A 24708-nucleotide genomic window follows, 5' to 3' on the forward strand; every position below is an offset into this window, starting at 1 on the left:
AGCTGAAAGCCTTGCCACACCAGCCTTTCAGCCAATCACCCAGCCCTCTTTTCAAGCTAAGCGATTGAACAGGAAGAGGTTTTCTCAGAAATGAAGGTTGACAGCCCTCCGATCCTCTGTAGAATGCCGACACACAGACGCGGGATGGAGCAGTCTGGTAGCTCGTCGGGCTCATAACCCGAAGGTCGTCGGTTCAAATCCGGCTCCCGCAACCAAACATCAAAAAAGGCTACTCGAAAGAGTGGCCTTTTTTGTGCGCGTCTGTTTTTGATGGAAACGAGAAATCGTTCTGATTCCGAAACTTAAGTCTGCCCTGCGACCGTTCGCCGCTTATTCACGATTATTTGACCCAGCCCCAGATTAACGGTTGACACACAGGCGTATCTCTATAGAATGCCGCCACACAGACGCGGGATGGAGCAGTCTGGTAGCTCGTCGGGCTCATAACCCGAAGGTCGTCGGTTCAAATCCGGCTCCCGCAACCAAACATCAAAAAAGGCTACTCGAAAGAGTGGCCTTTTTTGTATCTGTTGAAAAAGTCCTTTCGCAACAATGATCTGCCACCGTGTAGCGAGCCGTTCGGGATCACCCATACTCTGAGCCCAGACTATGCTGAGCCACAGACAGAACCCTCTACGACTGATGACGTACCATCGCCGATACCCGGTGAGAGGCGTTAATATTTGTGATTTTTTTTCTACAGGGATTGGTAACTTGGCTGGATACCCCCATCCTGTCGCGCACAATCCAAGAGGTGATTGATGCGCGCCAACTCGTCTGATCCACAAGACACCGTCACAGCGACACAACCGATCAAGGCCGAGCGTCTGCGCTTGCTTGATCGAATCAGCAAATACCGCCAGCCCATCGGCCTGGCAGTCACTTTGCTGTTGTTCGCTATCGCGCTGATTGCCTGTCGCCACCTGCTGAGCGAACTCGATCTGTACGCTCTGCACGACTCGATTCTCGACGTTCCGAAACCGGCATTGTTGGGCGCCTTGGGCGCGACCGTGGTCGGCTTCATTATCCTGCTGGGCTACGAATGGTCGGCCAGCCGCTACGCGGGCGTGAACCTGGCGCCACGAGTCCTGGCCCTGGGAGGGTTCACCGCCTTCGCCATCGGCAATGCCATTGGCCTTTCGATGCTCTCGGGGGGCTCGGTTCGCTACCGTTTATATGCACGTCATGGTCTGGGCGCTTCTGAAGTCGCTCACATGACGCTGTTCGCCAGCCTCTCGCTCGGCTGCGCCCTGCCCCCACTGGCCGCCCTCGCCACCCTCAGCAACCTGCCTGGCGCCTCTGCCGCCCTGGGTTTGTCCGAGGCATTGCTAGGGGCAATCGCCGCGGTCGTTTTGCTGCTCTTCAGCGTACTGGCCATCGGCATCTACCGCCGCCGCCTGCCAGATCAGCCTTACCCGGACAACTTGCGGGTCAAGGTCGGACGCCGCACGTTGCGCCTGCCGGGCCGTCGCCTGACGTTTCTGCAACTGATCATCACTGCGCTGGACGTCGCCGCCGCGGCGACCGTGCTCTATCTGCTGCTGCCGGAAGCACCGCCCTTCGGCGCATTCCTGCTGGTGTACCTGCTGGCCCTGGCCGCCGGTGTGCTCAGCCATGTTCCCGGCGGGGTCGGGGTGTTCGAAGCGATTCTGCTGGCCGCCTTCTCCGACACACTCGGCGCCGCGCCACTCGCTGCCGCCCTGCTGCTCTATCGCCTGATCTACGTGGTGCTGCCGTTGCTGGTGGCCTGCGTATTCCTGCTGATCAACGAAGGTCAGCGCCTGTTTCAATCGCGTCAGTCCTTAAGGGTGGCGTCCGGCCTGGCCGCGCCGATTCTGGCGGTGCTGGTATTTCTGTCGGGCGTAGTGCTGTTGTTCTCCGGTGCCACCCCGGAAATCGACACTCGCCTGGAACACATCGGCTTTCTGATCCCGCATCGACTGGTCGACGCCTCGCACTTCGGTGCCAGCCTGATCGGCGTGCTTTGCTTGCTGCTGGCTCAAGGGCTGCGCCGCCGACTGTCGGCCGCCTGGATGCTGACCACCATCTTGTTGCTGGTCGCTGCCCTGCTCTCTCTGCTCAAGGGTTTCGACTGGGAAGAAGCCTGCTTGCTGACGCTGACTGCGAGCTTGCTGGGGGTTTTCCACAGCTCGTTCTATCGCCCGAGCCGTCTGACCGAAGTGCCGTTCTCGCCGCTGTACCTGGTGGCCAGCCTGTGTGTACTCGGTGCGTCGATCTGGCTGCTGCTGTTCGCCTATCAGGACGTCCCGTACAGCCATCAGCTGTGGTGGCAGTTCACCCTCGACGCCGATGCCCCGCGTGGCTTGCGCTCGCTGCTCGGCGCCGCTGTGCTGCTGGTGGTGGTGTCCCTGACCTGGCTGCTGCGCACCGCACGCCCGGTGATCCATCTGCCAACACCCGATGAACTGGGTCGCGCGGTAAAGATCCTCATGGCTTCGTCCCAACCCGACGGCGGCCTCGCGCTGACCGGTGACAAGGCGCTGCTGTTTCACCCCAACGACCAAGCGTTCCTGATGTACGCACGCCGTGGTCGCAGCCTGGTGGCCTTGTATGACCCGATCGGCCCGACCCAGCAACGGGCGGAAATGATCTGGCAGTTCCGCGACCTTTGCGACATCCACCACGCCCGCCCTGTGTTCTACCAAGTACGCGCGGAGAACCTGCCGTACTACATGGACATCGGCCTGACCGCGATCAAGCTCGGCGAAGAAGCCCGGGTCGATCTGCTTCGCTTTGATCTCGAGGCCAAAGGCAAAGAGATGAAAGACCTGCGCTACACCTGGAACCGCGGCACTCGCGATGGCCTGTCGCTGGAGATCTTTGATCCAGGGCAAGCACCGATGGAAGAACTCAAGGTAATTTCCGATGCCTGGCTGACCGGCAAGAACGTGCGCGAGAAAGGTTTCTCCCTCGGTCGTTTCAGCGATGATTACCTCAAACATTTCCGCGTCGCGGTGATTCGTTTCGAAGGCCGTCCAGTGGCATTCGCCAACCTGCTCGAGACCTACGGCCATGACCTGGCCAGCCTTGATCTGATGCGCGCGCACCCGGACGCGCCCAAGCTGACCATGGAGTTCATGATGGTCGGCCTGATTCAACATTATAAAAATCATGGATACGCGCGCTTCAGCCTGGGCATGGTGCCGTTGTCGGGGTTGCAACCCCGTCGTGGCGCACCACTGACCCAGCGTCTGGGCTCGATGGTTTTCCGCCGTGGTGAGCAGCTCTACAACTTCCAAGGCTTGCGCCGCTTCAAAGACAAGTTCCAGCCTGACTGGGAACCCCGTTATATGGCCGTGCCCGCCGGACTCGATCCGCTGGTTGCCCTGGCCGACACTGCTGCCCTGATTGCGGGCGGCTTGACTGGATTGGTGAAACGCTGATGATTCAACGCTCCTTGCGGTACGTACTGGCCACACTGGTAGTGCTGGCCCTGATTCTCGGTGGCGGTTACTGGTACCTGAAACGTCCGGCACCCGAGCCGACCCTCGAACAGCTGACGCCGGCCGATGGCGCCGTGATGACCCGTGTCATCCCCGGCAACACGCCACGCGCCCAGGTGCTGGTGGCGGTCAATGAAGACCAGAAGCTCAGCAACAAACAGTTGATGACCCTGAGCCGCAGCGGCTCGGCGCAGATTGTTCAGGTGATCCTGCCCAAAGATTGCCTGCTGCAAAGTCGCGCCCTGCAATCGGCCCTGAGAGAACTCAAAGGCCCGGCGACCCTGGTCAGCGGCATCGGCCCTGGCGCCGTGCTGGCATGGCGCTGGTTGTCCGAGCAGAAGGACGACAAGGCTCAAGCCGTGTCGGTGGACCTGGCCTTGGAAAAACCCGGCTGCACCCACCTGCTACCGAAAAGCGCCGCTCACGGGCACTGGCTGGTGGCGTGGAACGACAACCCGGACGACACCAGCGCCGGCTTCGTACGCGACCAACCCAACGCCGAAACCAGCATCAGCGACTACGACATCAACCTGCCGCAAGTGCTGAACAACGAACTGCGCAAGATCCTCGTCGGTGGCGATAAAGCCGCTGGCGGTCTGCAGATCCCGGTGGTCGAAGTGCCCGCCGGTCAGGCCAAGGACACCGTAACCCTCTTCCTCTCCGGGGACGGCGGCTGGCGGGACCTTGACCGCGACGTCGCGGGCGAGATGGCCAAGATCGGCTACCCGGTCGTCGGCATCGACACCTTGCGCTACTACTGGCAGCACAAAAGCCCCGAGCAAAGCGCCCTCGACCTGGCTGAACTGATGCAGCACTACCGGCAGAAATGGGGCACCAAGCGCTTCATCCTGACCGGTTACTCGTTCGGCGCCGATGTACTGCCGGCGATCTACAACCGCCTGGCCGAATCAGAACAGCAACGCGTCGACGCCATCATCCTGCTGGCCTTCGCCCGCACCGGCAGCTTCGAAATCGAAGTCGAAGGCTGGCTCGGCAACACCGGCAAAGAAGCCGCTACCGGCCCGGAAATGGCCAAGCTGCCACCGGAGAAAGTGGTGTGCATCTACGGTGAAGAGGAAGTCGACGAAAGCGGCTGTACCGACAAGACCGCGGTGGGCGAGGCGATAAAATTGCCGGGCGGCCACCACTTCGACGAGAACTACCCGAAACTGGCGCAGCGGTTGGTGGATGTGATCGAGAAGCGTCAAGCGAAGGAGACGGCGGCTCCAGAGTGATCTGAGTCCTGCTGAAAAAGCCCTCGTTACCTTACGGTAGCGGGGGCTTTTTGGTTAGATACGACGCTCTGCCGCGCCGTAGACCTCTTCGTCACGTCGAGCACCAACGGCAACGATCAATACCTGAATCGCCTTGCCATCGACTCGATAAACAATTCGCGTGTCGCCTGTTCGGATCCGTCTACAGCCTGCAAGACTGGCTCTTAGGGGTTTGCCGCTCTTGTCCGGCTCACCATTGATAATCCGCTCTTCGATGACATCAAGAATGCGGTTCGCTGCCACAGCTCCCAACAGATCCAGATCCTTCTGAACCTCCGGATGATAGATAACGCCCCAAACCATCCACAGCTCCTTTAGTCTTTCCTGGCGTACCGCGCCCGCAAATCGTCGTGGCTGACTGCCTTGCTCTGATCAAAACCGATCAGTCGCTCCCGAGCGGCCGCTTCAACCCTCAGATCTTCAAGTTCATCGAGCATTTCCTGATACGCATCGACATTGATAATGACCGCTGCGGGCTGATTGTCCTTGAAAATGACCAGCCGCTCGGTGGCTCGGCTGGAAATCTCTTTGAGCCTTGCGCTGAACCCCCTGACCATTGCAGTCACCGATATCGCTTGGTCAGCACGTTCCAGTAATGCCGTCATACTCACCTCTCTACACCATCATGCAAATTTGAACACACAGTTCTACGCAGAGTATTACGTCGAATTCGACATACGGCAAGCTGCAAAAAACGCGAACTGATCAACCTGCGTGTTTCACGCCTATAAAAAAAGCGAACCGAACAATTTGTAAATCCTCTCGCCATGTTTAACTTCGTTTACTTAAGGTGTCGCAATATCGGATGACGCCCGCAGACCTTGTAGGCAAACTCCGAATCTCGCGTTTGGGCACTTTGATGCCTTGTTGCGCTTTTCTTCGACGGGATACTCTCCGGACGTCGCTGACCATTCAGCGATCGGGTGTGGTAACCCGGTTAGGCAAAGTGCAACACCGCTCCCATCACGATTTCGTGCGTTTTTACGTCTGTAATCCTGTGTTATGGCGGCTGTGCGTGGGAGACCTTCGGGTCTGCCGGTTCCTTTGCTCCTCCGGTTTACCACCCTGCGTACAGCTGCCACCCATTCGTGTGGTAACGAATGCGGCAGCTCCTCGTTTTAAGGAGCGAAACAATGAGCAAAACAAATCCGTCCACACCCACAGATCTGAAAACCATCGGCCTCACCCCCTTCATCTACTGCTCGAACCAGGCACTGTTCCGTGTCAGTCGAGACGTTCCCGTCAGCGATGCGTTAGCCATGGCTTCTGATTTTCTGTTCCTTGCCAAGGAGCTGACTAAAGATGCTGCCTACGCCCGAGACACCGACCGACACGCCTGGGCCGCGCATTACCTGACGGCAATGAGTAAGGCAGTGATTGATGATGTGGTGAAGGTACTGACGCCGCTACCGCCACCTGCCCGGACAAAAGCCGAATCTAAAAAATAGCTGCCCGAAAGCAAGTAAAGGAGCAGAGACGGAATACGTGCAAACACCGCACATCCCCTGTGGGAGCGAGCTTGCTCACGATGACGGACTAGCAATCACAATCGATGTCGACTGACAGATCGCCATCGCGAGCAAGCTCGCTCCCACAAGGGATCTTCATTGCCTTCAGGGAAATGCGCCGCCCACAAAAAAGCCCCCGCTACCTCAATGGCACGGGGGCTTTTTGTTGGGGCTTACATCTCTACCTGCGTCCCCAGCTCAATCACCCGGTTCAGCGGCAGATTGAAGAAGCGCAGGTTGCCGTTGGCGTTCTTCAACATGAAGGCGAACAGCGCCTCACGCCAGCGGGCCATGCCTTCGAGTTTGGAGGCGATCACCGTCTCGCGACTGAGGAAGTAGGTGGTGCGCATCGGACTGAAGTCCAGGTCATCAAGGTGACACAGCTTCAGCGCTTGCGGCACGTCCGGCTCGTCAATGAAACCAAAGTGCAGGATCACCCGGAAGAAGCCTTCGCCGTAGGAATCGACCTCAAACCGTCGTTGTGGCGGCACCCGCGGGATGTCGTCGTACACCACCGTCAGCAGCACCACTTGCTCGTGCAGCACCTGGTTATGCAACAGGTTGTGCAACAAGGCATGAGGCACGGCGTCCGGGCGAGCGGTCAGGAACACGGCGGTGCCCTGGACGCGATGCGGCGGTTGCACGCGGATACTGCTGATGAAGATCGGCAGCGGCAGCCCGCCCTCGTCCAGGCGATCCACGAGCAGCTCTTTACCGCGCTTCCAGGTGGTCATTAGGACAAACAGCACAATCCCTGCCAATACCGGGAAGGCACCGCCCTGAATGATTTTCGGCACGTTGGCCGCGAAGAACAGCCCGTCCACCAGCAGAAAGCCGATCAAAATCGGCACCGTCAGCACAGGTGGCCATTTCCACAGCAGCAACATCACCGCCGACACCAGAATGCTGGTAATCAACATGGTCCCGGTCACGGCCACACCGTAGGCCGAGGCCAATGCACCGGAGGATTCAAAACCGAGCACCAGCAGAATGACTCCGACCATCAGCGCCCAGTTCACCGCACCAATGTAAATCTGTCCCTGCTCGGCACTGGAAGTGTGCTGAATGTGCATGCGCGGGATGTAGCCCAACTGAATCGCCTGACGGGTCAACGAGAACGCGCCCGAGATGACCGCTTGCGAAGCGATTACCGTTGCCAGTGTCGACAGGATCACCAGTGGAACCAACGCCCAGTTCGGCGCCAACAGGTAGAATGGGTTGCGCGCCGCTTCCGGGTCGCCCAACAGCAAAGCGCCCTGGCCGAAGTAATTCAGCACCAGCGCCGGCAGCACCAGGGCGAACCAGGCACGGGCGATCGGTTTGCGACCGAAGTGGCCCATGTCCGCGTACAGGGCCTCGGCACCGGTCAACGCCAGCACGACAGCACCGAGAATCGCCACTCCCATGCCAGGATGCACCGTGAAGAACCTCACGCCCCAGACTGGATTCAGTGCACTGAGGACTTCAGGATGCTGAATAATGCCGCTGATACCGAGCCCGCCCAGCACCACAAACCACAACACCATGATCGGACCGAACATTTTGCCGATTCGGTCTGTGCCGTGTTTCTGGATCAGAAACAGTCCCACCAGCACTACCAGCGATAGCGGCACGACCCAGCGCTCAAGCCCATCGAACGCCAGCTCCAGACCTTCCACCGCCGACAATACGGAAATCGCCGGGGTGATCATGCTGTCGCCATAAAACAGCGCTGCGCCGATCAGCCCTAGAATCACCAGCACTGCACGCAGTCTCGGATAAGGCGAAGCGGCACGACGAGCCAGCGCGGTCAGCGCCATGATCCCGCCTTCGCCCTGGTTGTCGGCGCGCAGAATAAAAAGCACGTACTTGATCGAAACGACCCAGATCAACGACCAGAAGATCAGCGCCAGAATCCCGAAGACCCCATCATGGTTGACCGGCACACCGTAATGTCCGGAGAAAACCTCTTTAAGGGTGTACAGCGGGCTCGTGCCGATATCGCCATAAACCACCCCGACCGCCGCGACCAGCATGCCGATCGGCTTTGCCGCCGAATGCTCAGAGCCCGCCGTCTGACTACTTGCCTGCCCCATCCAAAACTCCTACTACTCAGACCCGGACTTCTTATAAGAAGCACTATGCTTTGCCGTGCAGCATGCGCTGTTTTACTTAACGTTACAGACGTTTTGCTGACTGTAAAAATTCGGTAAAGCGTAACGGCGCGAAGCATAGCGCAGCACTCGTCGTATTTCCCTGCATAAAGCTGGTCAAGTGCGCCTCTCATCGCTAGAATTGCGCACTTTTTGACCAGAGGCGCAACATAGCGCCCGTCTGTCGCCTTGCCGTCTTCGGCTGGAGGCGTCACAAATACCGAGGTTAGACATGTCCACCACTCCTGCGCCGGCCAATCCAAAGGTTGGCTTCGTATCCCTGGGTTGCCCCAAAGCACTGGTCGACTCCGAGCGCATCCTTACCCAGCTGCGCATGGAAGGCTATGACGTCGTGTCCACTTATCAGGACGCTGACGTCGTGGTGGTCAACACCTGCGGCTTCATCGACTCGGCCAAGGCTGAGTCTCTGGAAGTGATCGGCGAAGCCATCAAGGAAAACGGCAAGGTCATCGTGACCGGCTGCATGGGCGTCGAAGAAGGCAACATTCGCAAGGTGCATCCAAGTGTGCTGGCCGTGACCGGTCCGCAGCAATACGAGCAAGTGGTCAACGCCGTGCACGACGCCGTGCCGCCGCGTCAGGATCACAACCCGCTGATCGACCTGGTGCCGCCGCAAGGCATCAAGCTGACCCCGCGCCACTACGCCTACCTGAAAATTTCCGAAGGCTGCAACCACAGCTGCAGCTTCTGCATCATCCCGTCGATGCGCGGCAAACTGGTCAGCCGTCCGGTCGGCGACGTGCTCGACGAAGCCCAGCGCCTGGTCAAGGCCGGCGTCAAAGAGCTGTTGGTGATTTCGCAAGACACCAGCGCCTACGGCGTCGACGTGAAATACCGCACCGGTTTCTGGAACGGCGCGCCGGTGAAAACCCGCATGACCGAACTCTGCGAAGCCCTGAGCACCCTCGGCGTCTGGGTTCGTCTGCACTATGTTTACCCGTACCCGCACGTCGACGAGCTGATTCCGCTGATGGCCGCCGGGAAAATCCTGCCGTACCTGGACATCCCCTTCCAGCACGCCAGCCCGAAAGTCCTGAAAGCGATGAAACGCCCGGCCTTCGAAGACAAGACCCTGGCCCGCATCAAAAACTGGCGCGAAATCTGCCCGGACTTGATCATCCGTTCGACCTTCATCGTCGGCTTCCCCGGCGAAACCGAAGAAGACTTCCAGTACCTGCTGAACTGGCTGACCGAAGCCCAACTGGACCGCGTCGGCTGCTTCCAGTACTCGCCGGTCGAAGGCGCACCGGCCAACCTGCTGGACGCGGCCATCGTGCCGGACGACGTCAAGCAAGACCGCTGGGATCGCTTCATGGCGCACCAGCAAGCCATCAGCTCGGCTCGCCTGCAAATGCGCGTTGGCCGTGAAATCGAAGTATTGGTCGACGAAGTCGACGAGCAAGGCGCGGTTGGCCGCTGCTTCTTCGATGCACCGGAAATCGACGGCAATGTATTCATCGACAACGGCAGCAACCTCAAGCCAGGCGATAAAGTCTGGTGCAAAGTGACCGACGCCGACGAATACGACCTGTGGGCTGAACAGATCTAAACGCAAAAAATACGAAAAGCCCTGCTCTCTTGACGAGATGCGGGGCTTTTTTACGTCTATCGTTTTGGGAGGAACGGATTCTCGACATTCACAGGAAAAGGGGCAGTCGGCCATGCGCCAACATTCGGTCATCCATACGCCGAAACAGAGCGACTACGAAGAACTCACTCAGGTCTGGGAAGCCTCGGTGCGTGCCACCCATGACTTTCTGCCGGACAGCTACATCGACCTGCTGAAGAATCTGGTGCTGACGCGCTACCTCGATGCGGTGATGCTGATCTGCACCAAAGACCCGCACCAGCGCATCACCGGGTTCGCCGGCGTCGCGGCGGGCAAGATCGAAATGCTCTTCATCGACCCGGCTCATCGGGGTCAAGGCCTGGGCAAGCAGTTGCTACGCTATGCGATGGAACACCTGAATGCCGATGAACTGGACGTCAACGAGCAGAACCCGCAGGCGCTGGGATTCTACTTCAAGCAGGGCTTTGAGGTGATCGGCCGCTCGGAAGTCGATGGCATGGGCCAGCCTTATCCGCTGCTGCATATGCGTTTGCGTCGGGCACAACAATTGACACGCAATGGCTGACACAACATCGAACAATGTGGGAGCGGGCTTGCTCGCGAATGCAGTGCGTCATTCAACAGATAAATTGACTGATCTACCGCATTCGCGAGCAAGCCCGCTCCCACATTAAAAGCAAATGCGGCAAATGGAGCCGGGATTAACCGGCGCCACGCAGGTACAATGCCCACCCCTTTTTTGTTACGGCCCTGTCATGACTGACCCGATTCGTCTCTCCAAACGCCTCATCGAACTCGTCGGCTGTTCCCGTCGGGAGGCTGAGCTGTTCATCGAGGGCGGCTGGGTCACCGTGGACGGTGAAGTCATCGACGAGCCGCAGTTCAAGGTCGACACGCAAAAAGTCGAGCTCGATCCAGAAGCCAAGGCCACTGCGCCGGAACCGGTGACCATCCTGCTGAACGTGCCCGTGGGCATGGATGCGGAAACGGCCATGGCAACGATCAGCGCCGAGACCTTGAGCGAAGAACACCGCTTCAGCAAACGTCCGCTCAAGGGCCACTTCCTGCGCCTGACCGCCAGCACCGACTTGCAGGCCAACGCCAGCGGCCTTTTGGTGTTCACCCAGGACTGGAAGATCCTGCGCAAACTCACCGCCGACTCCGCCAAGATCGAGCAAGAGTATGTGGTCGAAGTTGAAGGCGACATGGTGGCTCACGGTCTCAACCGCCTGAACCACGGCCTGACCTACAAGGGCAAGGAACTGCCGCCGGTCAAAGCCAGCTGGCAGAACGAAAACCGCCTGCGTTTTGCGATGAAGAACCCACAACCGGGCGTCATCGCCCTGTTCTGCCAGGCCGTAGGCCTGAAGGTTGTCGCCATCCGCCGCATCCGCATAGGCGGCGTGTCCATCGGCAAAGTGCCGCTGGGCCAATGGCGTTACCTGTCCGGCAAAGAGAAGTTCTAAGACTTTTCACGCCGCCACACATTTTGGCGCCGCTGTTTATGCGACGCCCACTGCTGAATATCAGGATTGCACACCATGATTCATAACGACGTACTGCGCAGCGTGCGCTACATGCTCGACATCAGCGACAAGAAAGTCATCGAGATCATCAAGCTCGGCGGCATGGACGTGGCCCTGGAAGACCTGGTGACGTACCTCGACAAGAAAGAGGAAGACGAGGAAGGCTTCGTACGCTGCCCGGATGAAGTCATTGCGCATTTCCTCGATGGGCTGGTGATCTTCAAGCGCGGCAAGGACGAAAGCCGTCCGCCGCAGCCGATCGAAGTGCCGGTGACCAACAACATCATCCTGAAGAAACTGCGTGTAGCTTTCGAACTGAAAGAAGACGACATGCACGCCATCCTCAAGGCCTCCGAGTTCCCGGTGTCCAAGCCTGAGCTGAGCGCGCTGTTCCGCAAGTTCGGCCACACCAACTACCGCCCGTGCGGCGACCAGTTGCTGCGCAACTTCCTCAAGGGCCTGACCCTGCGCGTTCGCCCGCAATAACGTGCGAGACGGATCTACTGTGTAGGAGCTGTCGAGAGCAACGAGGCTGCGATCTTTTGACTTTGATTTTAAAAAACAAGATCAAAAGATCGCAGCCTCGTTGCACTCGACAGCTCCTACAAGACCGTATAGCCCCTCATTCCTCGCAAAAATAGTGGCTCCGCTTCCGGCGGCTGACGACTAGGGTGTATTGACCCTCAGCTCTCAGGATTCGCCATGCACCCGTACTTTTCCCTGCAAGGCCGCACCGCCCTGGTGACCGGCGGCACCCGTGGTATCGGCAAAATGATCGCCAAGGCTTATGTCGAGGCTGGCGCCACCGTGTACGTCTGCGCACGGGATGCGGAAGCCTGTCAGCAAACGGCTGATGAGCTGAGCACGCTTGGTCGCTGCCATGCCGTGGCGGCCAATCTCGCCACTGAAGAAGGTGTACTTGAGTTGGCCACACGTTTGGGAGAACAGATTACCCAGCTGGATATTCTGGTGAACAACGCCGGCACCACTTGGGGCGCTCCGCTGGAGAGCTACCCGGTCAAGGGCTGGGAAAAGGTCATGCAGCTGAACGTGACCTCGGTGTTCAACTGCATTCAGCAGTTTTTGCCGCTGCTGCGAAAGGCCGGTTCGCCAGCGAATCCAGCACGGATCATTAACATCGGTTCAGTGGCCGGGATTTCGTCCTTCGGCGAACAGGCGTATGCCTACGGGCCAAGTAAAGCTGCCCTGCATCAACTATCACGGATTCTGGCGCGCGAGCTGGTGAGCCAGCACATCAACGTCAACGTCATCGCACCGGGGCGTTTTCCGAGCAAGATGACGCAGCACATCGGCAATGATGAGCAGGCGTTGGCCGACGACACGGCGTTGATTCCAATGAAACGCTGGGGCCGGGAGGAAGAGATGGCGGCGCTGGCGATCAGTCTGGCGAGCACGGCCGGCGCTTACATGACCGGGAATATCATCCCTCTTGATGGCGGGTTTAGCCTCTGATCTCTTCCCGATGCGTGGGTTATCATGCCCACCCTCACCCCGCCTCGACCCCAGACCATGACCTACAGCGTTTCCCCCATCGGCTTCGTGCGCTCCTGCTTCAAGGAGAAGTTCGCCATCCCGCGCCAACCACAACTGGCTCCGGCCGCTCGCGGTGTGCTGGAACTGGTGGCGCCGTTCGATCAGGGCGATGCGGTGCAAGGTCTGGAACAGGTCAGCCACGTGTGGCTGCTGTTCCTGTTTCACCAGGCCCTGGAAGAAAAGCCACGACTGAAAGTCCGCCCTCCTCGTCTCGGCGGTAACAAATCCATGGGTGTGTTCGCCACCCGCGCGACGCATCGGCCCAATGGCATCGGCCAATCAGTGGTGAAGCTGGACAAGGTTGAAGCCGATCGCCTGTGGATATCCGGCATCGACCTGCTGGACGGCACGCCAATTCTCGACATCAAACCCTACGTGCCTTACGCCGACATCATCGATACGGCCTCCAACCGCATCGCCAGCGCTGCGCCGCAGCTGATTCCCGTGCAGTGGGCGGATTCAGCGCTGCAACAGGCTCACAGCCATGCTCAGCGCCTTGAAGAACCGCTGGTGGCGCTGATCGAGCAATGCCTGGCACAAGACCCACGTCCGGCGTACCAGATTCCTACACCCGAACGGGAATACGGCGCGCAGTTCTGGGACCTGGACGTACGTTGGCATTACCCGGAAGCCGGGGTTATTCGCGTACTCGAAGTCATCCCCGCCTCCAACCTGCATCGGACATAAAAAAGCCCCCATTGCCTGCACAGGCAATGGGGGCTTTTCGGTGCTGCGTGTTCTTACTTCTCGACGAACGCACGCTCGATCAGGTAATCACCCGGCTCGCGCATCCGCGGCGACACTTTCAGGCCGAAGCTGTTCAACACTTCGCTGGTCTCGTCGAGCATGCTCGGGCTGCCGCACAGCATGGCGCGGTCGTCTTGCGGGTTGATCGGTGGCAGACCGATGTCGCTGAACAGCTTGCCGCTGCGCATCAGGTCGGTCAGGCGACCTTCGTTCTCGAACGGCTCGCGGGTCACGGTCGGGTAGTAGATCAACTTGTCACGCAGGGCCTCGCCGAAGAACTCGTTCTGCGGCAAGTGCTCGGTGATGAACTCGCGGTAAGCGACTTCGTTGACGTAACGTACGCCGTGGCACAGGATCACTTTTTCGAAACGCTCGTAGGTTTCCGGGTCCTGGATGACGCTCATGAACGGCGCCAGACCGGTACCGGTGCTGAGCAGGTACAAATGTTTGCCAGGCTTCAAGTCATCCAGTACCAGGGTGCCGGTAGGCTTCTTGCTGATGATGATCTCGTCGCCTTCCTTCAGATGCTGCAACTGGGAAGTCAGCGGGCCATCAGGCACCTTGATGCTGAAGAACTCGAGATGCTCTTCCCAGTTCGGGCTGGCAATCGAGTAAGCGCGCATGAGCGGCCGGCCGTTGGGCTGTTGCAGGCCGATCATCACGAACTGACCGTTCTCGAAGCGCAGGCCCGGATCTCGGGTGCACTTGAAGCTGAACAGAGTGTCGTTCCAGTGATGAACACTGAGGACACGCTCGTGGTTCATGTTGCTCATGTACGTGGGACTCCTGGAGATTATCTGCGCATGCTCTGCGCCTGCTCTGCGAAAAATGAGCTGCTGTGCGCAATTGCATCGCATTCTAATGGCAGCCACAATATCTGTTAACTGGATTATTAAGATAAGGGTTATCGGTTATATAGATATGCGATTTACTCTCCGTCAACTTCAAGTATTCGTCGCCGTCGCCCAGCAGGAAAGCGTATCCCGTGCTGCGGGTCTGCTCAACCTCTCGCAATCGGCGGCGAGCACCTCGATCACCGAGCTAGAGCGTCAGTCCAGCTGTCAGCTGTTCGACCGCGCCGGCAAACGGCTGAGCCTCAACGCCCTCGGCAAACAGCTGCTGCCGCAAGCGGTGGCGCTGCTCGACCAGTCCAAAGAAATCGAAGACTTGCTCAATGGCAAGTCGGGATTCGGCTCTCTGGCGGTCGGCGCGACCCTGACCATCGGCAATTACCTGGCCACCTTGCTGATTGGCAGCTTCATGCAGCGCCATCCGGAAAGCCAGGTGAAGCTGCACGTGCAGAACACTGCCAACATTGTGCAGCAGGTCGCCCACTATGAAATTGATCTGGGTCTAATCGAAGGTGACTGCAGCCATCCGGACATTGAAGTGCAGAGCTGGGTCGAGGATGAACTGGTGGTGTTCTGCGCGCCCCAGCATCCACTGGCCAAGCGCGGCACGGCGACCATGGAAGAGCTGACCCACGAGGCCTGGATTCTGCGGGAACAGGGCTCCGGCACGCGACTTACCTTTGACCAGGCCATGCGTCACCATCGCAGCTCGCTGAATATCCGACTGGAACTGGAACACACCGAAGCGATCAAGCGTGCCGTGGAGTCCGGGTTGGGGATTGGCTGCATTTCTTGCCTGGCGCTGCGCGATGCCTTCCGCCGCGGCAGCCTGGTGCCCGTGGAGACGCCGGATCTGGATCTGGCGCGGCAGTTCTATTTCATCTGGCACAAACAGAAATATCAGACGTCGGCGATGCGTGAATTCCTCGACCTGTGCCGCGCTTTCACCGCCGGGGTTCAGCGCAGCGACGAGATCGTTCTGCCCACCATCGCTTAAAGCAGGATCACTGCCCAGACCAGCGCGATCATGCTCAAGGCTACGAACTGAGCGGCGCTGCCCATGTCCTTGGCGTTTTTGGACAACGGGTGCAACTCAAGGGAAATGCGGTCGATGGCCGCTTCCACTGCAGAATTGAGCAATTCGACAATCAACGCCAACAGGCAGACCGCAATCAGCAACGCCTGCTCGACGCGACTGACGTTCAGGAAGAACGACAGCGGGATCAATATGACGTTGAGCCACACCAGTTGCCGAAAGGCTGCTTCGCCGGTGAAGGCTGCGCGCAAACCGTCCAGCGAATAGCCGGAGGCGTTGAGGATGCGTTTTAGGCCGGTTTGGCCTTTGAAAGGTGACATAAAGTGGGCAACTGACCAAAAAATGAAGTGGGAAGGCTAGATTAAGCACAGTCAAAAAAGCGTGAACGCGCCGCGCCTGATCAGCTCGAAATTGACTCAAGTTGTTGCAGAAGCAACGCTGCCTGGGTCCGGGTCCGAACATTCAGCTTGCGAAAAATCGCCGTCACATGCGCCTTGATTGTCGCTTCGGAAACGCTCAGCTCGTAGGCAATCTGCTTATTCAACAAGCCTTCACAGACCATGGTCAGAACACGAAACTGCTGCGGCGTCAGGCTCGCAAGGCCTTCGCTGGCGGCCTTGGCTTCGGCGGAAACGCTGACCGCCTCGAACGCCTGGGGCGGCCAGAACACATCACCATCGAGCACCGCGCGTACGGCTTTCTGGATGACGCTCAGATCACTGGACTTGGGGATGAAGCCGCTGGCGCCGAATTCACGGGACTTGACCATGATCGAGGCTTCTTCCTGGGCCGACACCATGACCACCGGAATCTGCGGATACTGACCCCGCAACAGCACCAGCCCTGAAAAACCGTAGGCCCCCGGCATGTTCAGGTCCAGCAGCACCAGATCCCAGTCGGACTTCTCGTCCAGACGGTTTTCCAGCTCGGCAATACTCGCCACTTCCACCAGACGGACTTCCGGGCCCAGGCCCAGGGTCAACGCTTGATGCAGGGCGCTACGAAAAAGAGGGTGGTCATCGGCAATCAGGATTTCGTATGTGGCCATTTTTCAAATGATCCTGTTTTTCAAACAACTCAAGGTACAGCCACGGAGCTGCACCAACAGGGCACGTTCAACGCCAATCACGTGGCTATCCACGTAAAGAATACGGCGTATCAAACTTGGCCGCGCCCTAATCGGCGCCAAGCATGCCCAGCGAAGTCGGGGTGGTCAAGGTGCATGGCCGGTACAGTTCTTTGCAGTATGGGCGACAATCAGCGAGTGACAGGGGCGCCGATTTACACAAAAGGCACCAACTCGGCGTGTGCTGGTGTTGAAACATTCATTTCAAGCTGATGTTTGGCATCAAGGTAATGTTGGCTGAACACGTCGAAATAAGCGTCCAGTGCCGACGCAGCCTCGGTATCACCCGCCAGATCGAGACACAACGCCGCCACTTCGGCTGTGCATAAATGCTCGCTGCGGGTCGATCGGCGCAACCGGTACCGCGACAGCTTCTCGGGCAACAGGCTCAGGATCGGAAGCCGATCAAAGTAGGGGCTTTTGCGGAAAATCTTCCGGGCTTCTGTCCAGGTGGCATCCAGCAGAATGAACAGCGGACGCTTCGAACTATCGACATCGACGCTGTTTGTGACGCGCTCGGGTTCGACGTACTCACCCGGAAACACCAGATAGGGCTGCCATTGCGGGTCGGCCAGCAGCGCCAGCAATTGCTCATCAACCTCCGTACGAGACCAGATGAATGCATGGTTGTCGCGTACCACATCGGCGATCAGCCAACCGGTGTTGCTCGGTTTGAACACTTCCTTGTTGGTCATGATCAGGCACACGCCAGAACGGGCCTCGACTTGCGGGCGCCAGGCGCACAGACAGTGACTCTCGATCACGCGGCAGGCTCGGCAACGCGGTGCCCTCCAGCCTCGGGCCTGAATCGGCTTGATGCCCTCTTCCTCTCGCTCATCGCGCAAGCGGGCTACTGCGTTTGCAGCAAAGCGTGGGGTTGCGGGGTTCATCGCAGGCAACGCCGGCAGGGGAAGGAAATCGACACGAAAAACACTCGGCAAGGCAGAAAGTGGCGGCAGTTTATCAGAGCAGCCGGTGCAAGCCTGTACCGTCCAGGCCTCGTCCCCTATAATTCGCCGCCACTGAACGCACAGTCATGTGACGGGTCGAACCACCAGTCACTGAACCAGGAGAGTTTCATGCTGCGCCTTATCGTTCCCACCGCTGCCATTTTGCTGGCGTGGTCCTTCAGCGCTCAGGCTGCTTCCTTGAGTGAGCAGAATCTCAACAGAGAGCTGCGAAACGTCGCCACACAAAGCAGTGTTGGTACTCCACGAGCGATCAACGAAGACATTCTTGATCAAGGCTACACCGTCGAAGGCAACACGCTGATCAACCATCTAAGCGTACAAAGCAGCCACGCCAACAAGATGCGTGCCGACCCGAAAGCCGTGTATTTCCAGCTTGGCGCCTCTGTATGCAACAACCCATCGTTCCGCAAACTGATGGCCAAGGGCGCGGTCATGCGTTACGACTTCACTGAGGTGAAGACCAACCGCTCAGTCGGCTCCGCCAGCTATCAGGAATCGGACTGCCCGAAAGCGGCTCCGGCCAAGAAGAAGTAATCATCGGGAAGTGGCGCGCCGCTGTTCATCCTCGGCGCGCAGTTCTGCCAACAACGCCTGCAAATAACGGGAACGTCGGTCGGCCCCCTCCAGACGTCGGCAGCACTCTTCTTCGAGACTCAAATGATTGGTCTCGGCTGATGATTTCAGCAATCGATACAGTTGCGTATCGATCTCCAGAATGACTCTGGCCATAACATCCCGCCTCCCTGCACCTCGCCCTTGCTTGAGCGATAAATTCCTTGAACCGCTTGTAACGTGCGTCCTGCCTTTGACGCAAAGTTGTCGTGTCATGCCTGTCTTTTAGTAAATCAGACTGTCAGACACTCGGCTTACGTTCAGACGAGCGGTGAAAGCACCTTGCAAATCTCCAATAAGCGGTTGCCAGGAAAGACTTTGCGGCGCAATGATCAAGTCAGCGAAAATCTCTGCGAGGGTCTAGATTCATAGTGTTCACGTTTACTTTTCAGGGCAGGAAAGGAGCTGCCCATTGCGCGTCTTGTTGTGCGAATGTTTCCTTCATCCAAGGGAAAAATAGAGCCTGTATGGAAGGAGAAGTTGATGCCTTACCAACCGAATGACCTCCTGAGCCGTCATTTTGAAGAAAGCGGCCACGACCTCATCAACAAGGTCGAAGAGCAACTCAACCTGGTTTCACCAAACAGCCCGAACATCCCGATCTACCGCGACATGATCCTGACCGTGCTGCGCATGGCCCAGGAAGATCATAACCGCTGGAATGCCAAGATCACCCTTCAAGCCCTGCGTGAACTGGAGCACGCTTTCCGTGTTCTGGAGCAATTCAGGGGGCGCCGCAAGGTCACCGTTTTTGGCTCGGCCCGAACACCGATAGAACATCCGCTGTATGGTCTGGCCCGAGAACTTGGTGCCGCGCTGGCGCGCTCAGACCTGATGGTCATCACCGGTGCCGGTGGTGGCATCATGGCGGCGGCCCACGAAGGTGCTGGCCTGGCACACAGCCTGGGATTCAATATCACCCTGCCCTTCGAGCAACATGCCAATCCCACCGTGAATGGCACCACCAACCTGCTGCCCTTCCACTTCTTCTTTACCCGCAAGCTGTTCTTCGTCAAGGAAGCCGATGCGCTGGTCCTGTGCCCTGGCGGTTTCGGTACCCTGGATGAAGCGCTGGAAGTGCTGACACTGATCCAGACTGGCAAAAGCCCGCTGGTGCCCGTGATATTGCTGGACGCTCCCGGCGGCAAATTCTGGCAAGGCGCGCTGGACTTCATTCACCATCAACTGGAGGAAAATCGCTACATCCTGCCGACCGATATGAAGCTCGTCAGTCTGGTCTACAGCGCGGAAGAGGCTGTGGAGCAGATCAACCAGTTCTACAGCAACTTCCACTCCAGCCGCTGGCTCAAACATCAATTCGTGATCCGCATGAATCACAAGCTCAGCGACCAGGCGCTCGAACACATGCAGGAGGCATTTGCCGACCTGTGTCTGAGCGATCATTTCCATCAACATGCCTACAGCGGAGAGGAACACGACGAACCGCAGTTCAGCCACCTGGCGCGACTCGCCTTCACCTTTAACGCCCGTGATCATGGACGCCTGCGGGAACTGGTGGACTACATCAACCTGCCGGAAAACTGGACGCAATCCCAACCCCAGGCGCAACAGCGCACTCGGGAACCGTCCAAGGTTACGTAGATAAAAAAACGGCCCGCTATCGAAATAGCGAGCCGTCAGTCAATCGTCCATCCCTCGGCCGCTGAACAAGCGGCTGATCATTTCCATGGAATATCCCCGATAACTCAGGAACCTGCCTTGTTTGGCTCGTTCCCGGGCGTCTATCGGCAAATGCCCGGAAAACTTTCGCCGCCAGGTGTCTTCCAGTTGTTCCTGCCAGTTGATACCGCTCTCGCGCAAGGCAAGTTCGATGTCGGTACGTTGCAGGCCGCGCTGGCTCAACTCTTCACGAATACGCAAAGGGCCATAACCGGAACGGGACCGGTAGGAAACAAAGCTTTCGAGATAACGGGATTCGGACAGCAGGCCTTCTTCCGTCAAACGGTCGAGTGCCGTGTCGATCATTTCAGGGAGGGCGCCGCGTTGACGCAGTTTACGCGTCAACTCGACTCGACCGTGCTCGCGTCGCGCGAGCAGGTCCATTGCGGTTCGCCGCACCGCGACGAGTGTATCGAGTACGGCGGTCATCGGATCAATCAGATATCAGCGTCAGCCAGGTCATCAGCCGTCTCTTTGACTGGCGATGCTTTAACGTCCGGCGCTGGAGTCAGCAACTTGTCGCGCAGTTGCTTTTCGAGCTTGGCGGCGATTTCCGGATTGTCTGCCAGGAACTTGGCCGAGTTAGCCTTGCCCTGACCGATCTTGGTGCCTTCATAGGCATACCAGGCGCCGGACTTCTCAACGAAACCGTGCAGAACACCTAGATCGATCATCTCGCCATTGAGATAGATACCCTTGCCGTAAAGAATCTGGAACTCGGCCTGACGGAACGGCGAAGCCACCTTGTTCTTCACAACCTTGACGCGGGTTTCGCTACCGACAACCTCGTCACCTTCTTTCACCGCGCCGGTACGGCGGATATCCAGACGAACCGAAGCGTAGAACTTCAGCGCGTTACCACCGGTGGTGGTTTCCGGGCTGCCGAACATCACGCCGATTTTCATACGGATCTGGTTGATGAAGATAACCAGGCAGTTGGCGTTCTTGATGTTACCGGTGATTTTACGCAGCGCCTGGGACATCAGTCGGGCTTGCAGGCCCACGTGCATGTCACCCATTTCGCCTTCGATTTCAGCCTTTGGAACCAGAGCCGCCACGGAGTCGACGATGATCACGTCAACGGCGTTGGAACGCACCAGCATGTCGGTGATTTCCAGGGCTTGCTCGCCGGTATCCGGCTGCGAAACCAGCAGGTCGTCGACGTTGACGCCCAGTTTGCCGGCGTATTCAGGGTCGAGGGCGTGTTCAGCATCGACGAATGCGCAGGTCGCGCCGGCTTTTTGAGCCTGGGCGATCACCGACAGTGTCAGCGTGGTTTTACCGGAGGATTCAGGACCGTAGATTTCAACGATACGGCCTTTTGGCAGACCGCCAATGCCGAGCGCGATGTCCAGACCCAGAGAGCCAGTGGAGATAGCCGGGATCGCCTGACGGTCCTGATCGCCCATACGCATTACGGCACCCTTGCCGAATTGACGTTCGATCTGACCCAGGGCCGCAGCCAAGGCTTTCTTCTTGTTGTCGTCCATTAAAGTCCTCACGTAATCAATAAGGCCTGACGGCCAACACCTGTATAAGTAGCCAGTATTATTCCACAGCGTTTCAGGATCGCCTACCCCTGATTTGAGATTTCTCCTGCGGCATGGCGCAGCAGCCCCTCTAGCGCGGCCTTCACCGTTTGTCGGCGGACCTCGTCACGGTTGCCGGGAAAGTACTGCACCTCGCTGAACACCTGTTCTCCAACGCCCCAGGCCAGCCACACGGTGCCCACCGGCTTGCTCGGCGAACCGCCATCCGGTCCCGCCACACCGCTGACCGCCACGGCAAATCGCGCCCGGCTTTTTTCCTGCGCGCCTCGGACCATGGCCTCGACCACCTCGCGACTGACCGCCCCCACCGTCGCAAACAACTCGACCGGGACATTCAATTGCTCGGTTTTCTGGCGATTGGAATAGGTGACATAACCAGCCTCGAACCACGCCGAACTCCCCGGAACCCGGGTGATCGCCTCGCTGATCCCGCCGCCGGTACAGGACTCGGCGGCAGTGACGTGGGCATTGAGAACCTGCAAGCGCCTGCCAAGTTCAGCGGCCAGTTGGGTGATTTCTTTCACGGTCATCTCCTGAGCAAGCGGAATGAGAACTACCGTACACGAGCGGATAGCGCTTGCAAGGCGCAGGATCGATCAAAATGTTAGCGAGCGAGGGCTCTGATATAAGCCTGACAGGCCTGCAAGGCAATCAGTCCGCGGTCGCCGGCGTCGGTGATGGCGACAATTCGTTGAGCATGCGCCGGGTCAAGTCGGGCGCGCGCTGCTCCATGATCCACGCGGCTGGCTCCGGAGGCGGTTGGCACTGCACAGACAGAGGCAGCGTCATGGGCATCGAGGAGGACTGACAGGCGCACATCAGCAGTGGCAAGACGATCGCGCAGGCGACCTTGATCACGTTGGGCATCGCTAAGCGCTCGGTAATGGGTTTGTTCGCTGGTCGAAAGACGCTGCTCCAGCGCCAGACGCTTGTTCTGCTCGGCCTCTTGCTGCGTTGCGGCTGCCAGCGTCAGTTGATTCAGAGTCTCAGCTTGCACGCTGGTCAGCTCCGCCAGTTGCCGGCCATAACGCCAATCCTGAAACTGCCAGGCCAGCGCCGCTGAACCACCGGCCAACACAGCCAGAAACACAACAACGCCAATGACGCGGCAAGACATCGGGATCAAACCGAAGGCTGGCATAACACCGCCCTCGCCCGCGCCCAGAGTTGCAAACGGTCTTGCAGCCCGTTCAGGCCGCCGTTGATACGACGGGTGATGCTGTTGAACTGGTCGCGGTCGGCCAGTTCGTTCAGGCCGTTCTGGTCCCAGAACCAAGCTGCCGATTCGGCGGCCCATTGGGGTTGTTCCAGTAGTTCCGGCAAAAATAGTAAACGATCATCACCGAAGAGTCCGAGACTGCACTGATAGTAATTGTCGCGACCAGTGATCTGAATCAGGCCTCGGCCACGGTACTTTTGGCCGTCGCCATCGGGTTCCGGAGTGTTACCCAAACGGGCGGCCAGGGTGCCGGTGTCGTATTTGCTCAGGTATTGAGTACTGCCCAACTCACGTACGTACTGCAACTGCCCCGATTCGTGACCGATTTGCGCGAGGAAGGCGGCGATGCGTTTCGGGGTATTGATGTTGCGGTGAGCCATGGCGGTGTTCAGGACAGAAATGAAAACGCCCGCTTGTGAGCGGGCGTTGGGCATAACGATCTGTAGTTGTTGCTGCGTAACGGTCATATAGCCCCCAGGCCCTGATGAGCGTCTGGTTCGTGTCAAAGATATCCAGCCAGCCAAAGTGGCGCACTGGGTCGATGCTCGCTGAAAGGAAAGAATGACCCTTGCGGCCAATCCCGAAGTGCACGGCGATAGGCCTGCAATTCGGCGTATTGATCAGTGGTCAATGTTGTACCGCCGCCGTCCTCCAGTTCGTCCCTGTCGCGAGCGACCATACTGTCAGTGGCCGATAACTGGCTATCACGCCAAAGACGCTCGGCCTTCGCTGCTTCCTCCGGCACAAGAGGCGGTGTATCCACAAGAACGGGATAGCCATTATCGGCCCGCACCGAAATCAACTTCGGGGTTACTGCCAGTTGCTGGAGGAGCGAAACCCAGTACGCCTGTGGAATCTCAATGACATCGGAAGGAATATCCGACGTATTGATTCCTGGAACGTAAACACCGCAAGTACTCGCGCTAAACAAAACATTGAACTCGTTCATTTAGTAGCCCTTGGCAAAATACGTGACACCCCATCCGGCCCTGACAGAGCCACCCATGTCCCGAACCTTCAATCGGCAGCCCTGTTTCGTGGCTGTATTAGCCAACATGATGACCATCGCGCCATCACCGCCGACATGTGTAGCAACGACAGAAACAAAGGCGGTTGGAAACGAAATCGGAAAGCTGACAAATACCTCCCCGTTGGCATCTGTCGTACCGTAACCCCATTGATCGATATTGCCGCTGGAGTACTTCTGGTAACCGGGGTTGCCGGTCATACCCGAGAACAACGGCGAATATCTCAGGCTGATCGTGCCACCTGCCAGACGCCACTGATTGTCCAGCTTGATGAACTCCGCCGTATCTCCCAGCCCCAGAATGATCGGGCCGGTCGCCCCGTTGGATAGCTTGATGATGTCCGCACCGCCAGCAGTCGTTACTGTCAGCGCTCCCGACCCGGCATTGATGACATGCAGGGTACTCGCATGCGCAATTCCGGTGGTCGCAGGTAACGTCGTCGTTATCGGTGCGGCACTGGAGAAGCTGGCAACTCCCCCCACATTGGACGCTGTCAGCGCAGTACCCACGCCATAAGACGCAAAACCTGAATATTGCAGCCCGCTACGGGTTACAAACTCAGTTGTTGCGACGGTATTGTCATTGTCGAATTGCGGGGCAGTGACAAACAGACCACTGCCCCGCAATGCTGTAAGAAGCTGATTATTGATCCCTTCCGCAGGGGTTATTCCAGCGGCCTGGATAACACTTACTACTTCCTGGGTTATTCCATTACCCCAACTTGCCGGAATTAAAGACCCAGGCGCACCTGTCACAGGGTCTTCATCGACAAACTTCCCATTCACCAACCCGGCGCTGGGTACACTTCTTGGATAATCCATTGCACTTTTCCTTGTGTA

27 protein-coding genes and 2 tRNA genes are annotated in these 24708 nt (G+C 58.3%); 14 read left to right on the forward strand and 15 right to left on the reverse strand.

Annotated elements, in window-relative coordinates:
- Window positions 1-138: 138 nt before the first annotated feature.
- The 4 genes from FQ187_RS13540 (at window position 139) to FQ187_RS13555 (ending at window position 4699) form a co-directional block, all read left to right on the forward strand.
- A tRNA-Met gene (locus FQ187_RS13540) sits at window positions 139-215 on the forward strand.
- Window positions 216-408: 193 nt separating this feature from the next.
- A tRNA-Met gene (locus tag FQ187_RS13545) sits at window positions 409-485 on the forward strand.
- Window positions 486-761: 276 nt separating this feature from the next.
- On the forward strand, window positions 762-3404 hold the full coding sequence (gene mprF, locus FQ187_RS13550; RefSeq protein ID WP_149629885.1) for a bifunctional lysylphosphatidylglycerol flippase/synthetase MprF: 2643 nt from the start codon (window positions 762-764) through the stop codon (window positions 3402-3404).
- Window positions 3404-4699 carry a virulence factor family protein gene (locus FQ187_RS13555; RefSeq protein WP_149629886.1) on the forward strand — a complete coding sequence of 432 codons (1296 nt, stop codon included), beginning with the start codon at window positions 3404-3406 and terminating at the stop codon, window positions 4697-4699. Before mprF ends, FQ187_RS13555 begins: the two co-directional genes overlap by 1 nt.
- Window positions 4700-4753: 54 nt before the next feature.
- On the opposite strand, the gene FQ187_RS13560 is transcribed toward FQ187_RS13555, so the two are convergent.
- Window positions 4754-5041 carry a type II toxin-antitoxin system RelE/ParE family toxin gene (locus FQ187_RS13560; protein ID WP_149629887.1) on the reverse strand — a complete coding sequence of 96 codons (288 nt, stop codon included), beginning with the start codon at window positions 5039-5041 and terminating at the stop codon, window positions 4754-4756.
- Window positions 5042-5052: 11 nt separating this feature from the next.
- Entirely contained in the window at window positions 5053-5343 is a 291-nt protein-coding gene (locus FQ187_RS13565) for a type II toxin-antitoxin system Phd/YefM family antitoxin (protein WP_134418782.1), read from the reverse strand.
- Between the two features lie 528 nt (window positions 5344-5871).
- Here FQ187_RS13565 and FQ187_RS13570 point away from each other — a divergent pair.
- Window positions 5872-6186 (forward strand): DUF3077 domain-containing protein, encoded by a 315-nt coding sequence (locus tag FQ187_RS13570; protein ID WP_149629888.1) that lies wholly within the window; start codon window positions 5872-5874, stop codon window positions 6184-6186.
- A 233-nt stretch (window positions 6187-6419) separates the two neighbouring features.
- Here the strand turns inward: FQ187_RS13570 and FQ187_RS13575 are convergent, their stop codons facing one another.
- Complete coding sequence (locus FQ187_RS13575) at window positions 6420-8321, reverse strand: potassium transporter Kup (RefSeq protein WP_149629889.1); 1902 nt, start codon at window positions 8319-8321, stop codon at window positions 6420-6422.
- A 289-nt stretch (window positions 8322-8610) separates the two neighbouring features.
- Here FQ187_RS13575 and rimO point away from each other — a divergent pair, with 289 nt between their 5' ends.
- The 6 genes from rimO (at window position 8611) to tsaA (ending at window position 13736) form a co-directional block, all read left to right on the forward strand.
- Window positions 8611-9948, forward strand: a complete 1338-nt coding sequence (rimO, locus tag FQ187_RS13580; protein WP_064676142.1) for a 30S ribosomal protein S12 methylthiotransferase RimO — start codon at window positions 8611-8613, stop codon at window positions 9946-9948.
- Window positions 9949-10060: 112 nt separating this feature from the next.
- Entirely contained in the window at window positions 10061-10534 is a 474-nt protein-coding gene (locus FQ187_RS13585) for a GNAT family N-acetyltransferase (RefSeq protein WP_149629890.1), read from the forward strand.
- Between the two features lie 190 nt (window positions 10535-10724).
- A complete protein-coding gene (locus FQ187_RS13590; protein WP_010462687.1) occupies window positions 10725-11435 on the forward strand; it encodes an rRNA pseudouridine synthase in 711 nt (236 codons plus the stop codon).
- A 75-nt stretch (window positions 11436-11510) separates the two neighbouring features.
- Window positions 11511-11981, forward strand: coding sequence for a DUF1456 family protein (locus tag FQ187_RS13595; RefSeq protein WP_008153972.1), 471 nt, complete (start codon window positions 11511-11513; stop codon window positions 11979-11981).
- Between the two features lie 216 nt (window positions 11982-12197).
- Complete coding sequence (locus FQ187_RS13600) at window positions 12198-12968, forward strand: SDR family oxidoreductase (RefSeq protein ID WP_149629891.1); 771 nt, start codon at window positions 12198-12200, stop codon at window positions 12966-12968.
- A gap of 57 nt (window positions 12969-13025) precedes the next feature.
- On the forward strand, window positions 13026-13736 hold the full coding sequence (gene tsaA / locus FQ187_RS13605; RefSeq protein ID WP_149629943.1) for a tRNA (N6-threonylcarbamoyladenosine(37)-N6)-methyltransferase TrmO: 711 nt from the start codon (window positions 13026-13028) through the stop codon (window positions 13734-13736).
- A gap of 53 nt (window positions 13737-13789) precedes the next feature.
- On the opposite strand, the gene fpr is transcribed toward tsaA, so the two are convergent.
- The gene (gene fpr / locus FQ187_RS13610) at window positions 13790-14569 is read right to left on the reverse strand and encodes a ferredoxin-NADP reductase (protein WP_003443014.1); all 780 of its coding nucleotides are present in this window, start codon (window positions 14567-14569) and stop codon (window positions 13790-13792) included.
- Between the two features lie 148 nt (window positions 14570-14717).
- Here fpr and FQ187_RS13615 point away from each other — a divergent pair, with 148 nt between their 5' ends.
- Window positions 14718-15644 carry a LysR family transcriptional regulator gene (locus FQ187_RS13615; protein ID WP_149629892.1) on the forward strand — a complete coding sequence of 309 codons (927 nt, stop codon included), beginning with the start codon at window positions 14718-14720 and terminating at the stop codon, window positions 15642-15644.
- Here FQ187_RS13615 and FQ187_RS13620 read toward each other — a convergent pair.
- From FQ187_RS13620 to FQ187_RS13630, 3 genes are all read right to left on the reverse strand, one after another.
- The gene (locus FQ187_RS13620) at window positions 15641-16003 is read right to left on the reverse strand and encodes a diacylglycerol kinase (protein WP_129441703.1); all 363 of its coding nucleotides are present in this window, start codon (window positions 16001-16003) and stop codon (window positions 15641-15643) included. The genes FQ187_RS13615 and FQ187_RS13620 overlap by 4 nt on opposite strands.
- Before the next feature lie 80 nt (window positions 16004-16083).
- Window positions 16084-16731, reverse strand: a complete 648-nt coding sequence (gene erdR / locus FQ187_RS13625) for a response regulator transcription factor ErdR (RefSeq protein WP_149629893.1) — start codon at window positions 16729-16731, stop codon at window positions 16084-16086.
- A gap of 233 nt (window positions 16732-16964) precedes the next feature.
- Window positions 16965-17699, reverse strand: a complete 735-nt coding sequence (locus FQ187_RS13630; protein WP_149629894.1) for a tRNA-uridine aminocarboxypropyltransferase — start codon at window positions 17697-17699, stop codon at window positions 16965-16967.
- A gap of 189 nt (window positions 17700-17888) precedes the next feature.
- On the opposite strand from FQ187_RS13630, the gene FQ187_RS13635 reads away from it, so the two are divergent.
- Window positions 17889-18314: a PA3611 family quorum-sensing-regulated virulence factor gene (locus FQ187_RS13635; RefSeq protein ID WP_149629895.1), complete on the forward strand. Its 426-nt coding sequence runs from the start codon at window positions 17889-17891 to the stop codon at window positions 18312-18314.
- Here FQ187_RS13635 and FQ187_RS13640 read toward each other — a convergent pair whose 3' ends face one another.
- Window positions 18315-18509 (reverse strand): hypothetical protein, encoded by a 195-nt coding sequence (locus FQ187_RS13640; protein WP_095128071.1) that lies wholly within the window; start codon window positions 18507-18509, stop codon window positions 18315-18317.
- 366 nt (window positions 18510-18875) lie between these two features.
- Between FQ187_RS13640 and FQ187_RS13645 the strand changes: the two genes are divergently transcribed.
- Window positions 18876-19994: a TIGR00730 family Rossman fold protein gene (locus FQ187_RS13645; RefSeq protein ID WP_149629896.1), complete on the forward strand. Its 1119-nt coding sequence runs from the start codon at window positions 18876-18878 to the stop codon at window positions 19992-19994.
- Window positions 19995-20033: 39 nt separating this feature from the next.
- On the opposite strand, the gene recX is transcribed toward FQ187_RS13645, so the two are convergent.
- From recX to FQ187_RS13680, 7 genes are all read right to left on the reverse strand, one after another.
- Window positions 20034-20501 carry a recombination regulator RecX gene (recX, locus tag FQ187_RS13650; protein ID WP_046046277.1) on the reverse strand — a complete coding sequence of 156 codons (468 nt, stop codon included), beginning with the start codon at window positions 20499-20501 and terminating at the stop codon, window positions 20034-20036.
- Between the two features lie 8 nt (window positions 20502-20509).
- A complete protein-coding gene (gene recA, locus FQ187_RS13655) occupies window positions 20510-21562 on the reverse strand; it encodes a recombinase RecA (protein ID WP_007907270.1) in 1053 nt (350 codons plus the stop codon).
- An 83-nt stretch (window positions 21563-21645) separates the two neighbouring features.
- Window positions 21646-22146, reverse strand: a complete 501-nt coding sequence (locus FQ187_RS13660) for a CinA family protein (protein ID WP_134418778.1) — start codon at window positions 22144-22146, stop codon at window positions 21646-21648.
- Between the two features lie 80 nt (window positions 22147-22226).
- Window positions 22227-22763 carry a lysis system i-spanin subunit Rz gene (locus FQ187_RS13665; protein WP_149629897.1) on the reverse strand — a complete coding sequence of 179 codons (537 nt, stop codon included), beginning with the start codon at window positions 22761-22763 and terminating at the stop codon, window positions 22227-22229.
- The gene (locus FQ187_RS13670) at window positions 22745-23308 is read right to left on the reverse strand and encodes a glycoside hydrolase family 19 protein (RefSeq protein ID WP_149629898.1); all 564 of its coding nucleotides are present in this window, start codon (window positions 23306-23308) and stop codon (window positions 22745-22747) included. Before FQ187_RS13670 ends, FQ187_RS13665 begins: the two co-directional genes overlap by 19 nt.
- A 35-nt stretch (window positions 23309-23343) precedes the next feature.
- Window positions 23344-23790, reverse strand: a complete 447-nt coding sequence (locus FQ187_RS13675) for a phage tail assembly chaperone (RefSeq protein ID WP_149629899.1) — start codon at window positions 23788-23790, stop codon at window positions 23344-23346.
- Entirely contained in the window at window positions 23791-24690 is a 900-nt protein-coding gene (locus tag FQ187_RS13680; RefSeq protein ID WP_134418774.1) for a phage tail protein, read from the reverse strand.
- Between the last annotated feature and the right edge of the window lie 18 nt (window positions 24691-24708).

It is taken from the genome of Pseudomonas sp. ANT_J28 (assembly GCF_008370005.1).
Lineage (GTDB): Bacteria > Pseudomonadota > Gammaproteobacteria > Pseudomonadales > Pseudomonadaceae > Aquipseudomonas > Aquipseudomonas frigoris.

Excerpts from the sequence above, each read along its gene's own strand:
- mprF (WP_149629885.1), top strand. The coding sequence starts at position 762 with ATGCGCGCCAACTCGTCTGATCCACAAGACACCGTCACAGCGACACAA.
- FQ187_RS13555 (WP_149629886.1), top strand. The coding sequence starts at position 3,404 with ATGATTCAACGCTCCTTGCGGTACGTACTGGCCACACTGGTAGTGCTG.
- FQ187_RS13560 (WP_149629887.1), bottom strand. The coding sequence starts at position 5,041 with ATGGTTTGGGGCGTTATCTATCATCCGGAGGTTCAGAAGGATCTGGAT.
- FQ187_RS13565 (WP_134418782.1), bottom strand. The coding sequence starts at position 5,343 with ATGACGGCATTACTGGAACGTGCTGACCAAGCGATATCGGTGACTGCA.
- FQ187_RS13570 (WP_149629888.1), top strand. The coding sequence starts at position 5,872 with ATGAGCAAAACAAATCCGTCCACACCCACAGATCTGAAAACCATCGGC.
- FQ187_RS13575 (WP_149629889.1), bottom strand. The coding sequence starts at position 8,321 with ATGGGGCAGGCAAGTAGTCAGACGGCGGGCTCTGAGCATTCGGCGGCA.
- rimO (WP_064676142.1), top strand. The coding sequence starts at position 8,611 with ATGTCCACCACTCCTGCGCCGGCCAATCCAAAGGTTGGCTTCGTATCC.
- FQ187_RS13585 (WP_149629890.1), top strand. The coding sequence starts at position 10,061 with ATGCGCCAACATTCGGTCATCCATACGCCGAAACAGAGCGACTACGAA.
- FQ187_RS13590 (WP_010462687.1), top strand. The coding sequence starts at position 10,725 with ATGACTGACCCGATTCGTCTCTCCAAACGCCTCATCGAACTCGTCGGC.
- FQ187_RS13595 (WP_008153972.1), top strand. The coding sequence starts at position 11,511 with ATGATTCATAACGACGTACTGCGCAGCGTGCGCTACATGCTCGACATC.
- FQ187_RS13600 (WP_149629891.1), top strand. The coding sequence starts at position 12,198 with ATGCACCCGTACTTTTCCCTGCAAGGCCGCACCGCCCTGGTGACCGGC.
- tsaA (WP_149629943.1), top strand. The coding sequence starts at position 13,026 with ATGACCTACAGCGTTTCCCCCATCGGCTTCGTGCGCTCCTGCTTCAAG.
- fpr (WP_003443014.1), bottom strand. The coding sequence starts at position 14,569 with ATGAGCAACATGAACCACGAGCGTGTCCTCAGTGTTCATCACTGGAAC.
- FQ187_RS13615 (WP_149629892.1), top strand. The coding sequence starts at position 14,718 with ATGCGATTTACTCTCCGTCAACTTCAAGTATTCGTCGCCGTCGCCCAG.
- FQ187_RS13620 (WP_129441703.1), bottom strand. The coding sequence starts at position 16,003 with ATGTCACCTTTCAAAGGCCAAACCGGCCTAAAACGCATCCTCAACGCC.
- erdR (WP_149629893.1), bottom strand. The coding sequence starts at position 16,731 with ATGGCCACATACGAAATCCTGATTGCCGATGACCACCCTCTTTTTCGT.
- FQ187_RS13630 (WP_149629894.1), bottom strand. The coding sequence starts at position 17,699 with ATGAACCCCGCAACCCCACGCTTTGCTGCAAACGCAGTAGCCCGCTTG.
- FQ187_RS13635 (WP_149629895.1), top strand. The coding sequence starts at position 17,889 with ATGCTGCGCCTTATCGTTCCCACCGCTGCCATTTTGCTGGCGTGGTCC.
- FQ187_RS13640 (WP_095128071.1), bottom strand. The coding sequence starts at position 18,509 with ATGGCCAGAGTCATTCTGGAGATCGATACGCAACTGTATCGATTGCTG.
- FQ187_RS13645 (WP_149629896.1), top strand. The coding sequence starts at position 18,876 with ATGCCTTACCAACCGAATGACCTCCTGAGCCGTCATTTTGAAGAAAGC.
- recX (WP_046046277.1), bottom strand. The coding sequence starts at position 20,501 with ATGACCGCCGTACTCGATACACTCGTCGCGGTGCGGCGAACCGCAATG.
- recA (WP_007907270.1), bottom strand. The coding sequence starts at position 21,562 with ATGGACGACAACAAGAAGAAAGCCTTGGCTGCGGCCCTGGGTCAGATC.
- FQ187_RS13665 (WP_149629897.1), bottom strand. The coding sequence starts at position 22,763 with ATGCCAGCCTTCGGTTTGATCCCGATGTCTTGCCGCGTCATTGGCGTT.
- FQ187_RS13670 (WP_149629898.1), bottom strand. The coding sequence starts at position 23,308 with ATGACCGTTACGCAGCAACAACTACAGATCGTTATGCCCAACGCCCGC.
- FQ187_RS13675 (WP_149629899.1), bottom strand. The coding sequence starts at position 23,790 with ATGAACGAGTTCAATGTTTTGTTTAGCGCGAGTACTTGCGGTGTTTAC.
- FQ187_RS13680 (WP_134418774.1), bottom strand. The coding sequence starts at position 24,690 with ATGGATTATCCAAGAAGTGTACCCAGCGCCGGGTTGGTGAATGGGAAG.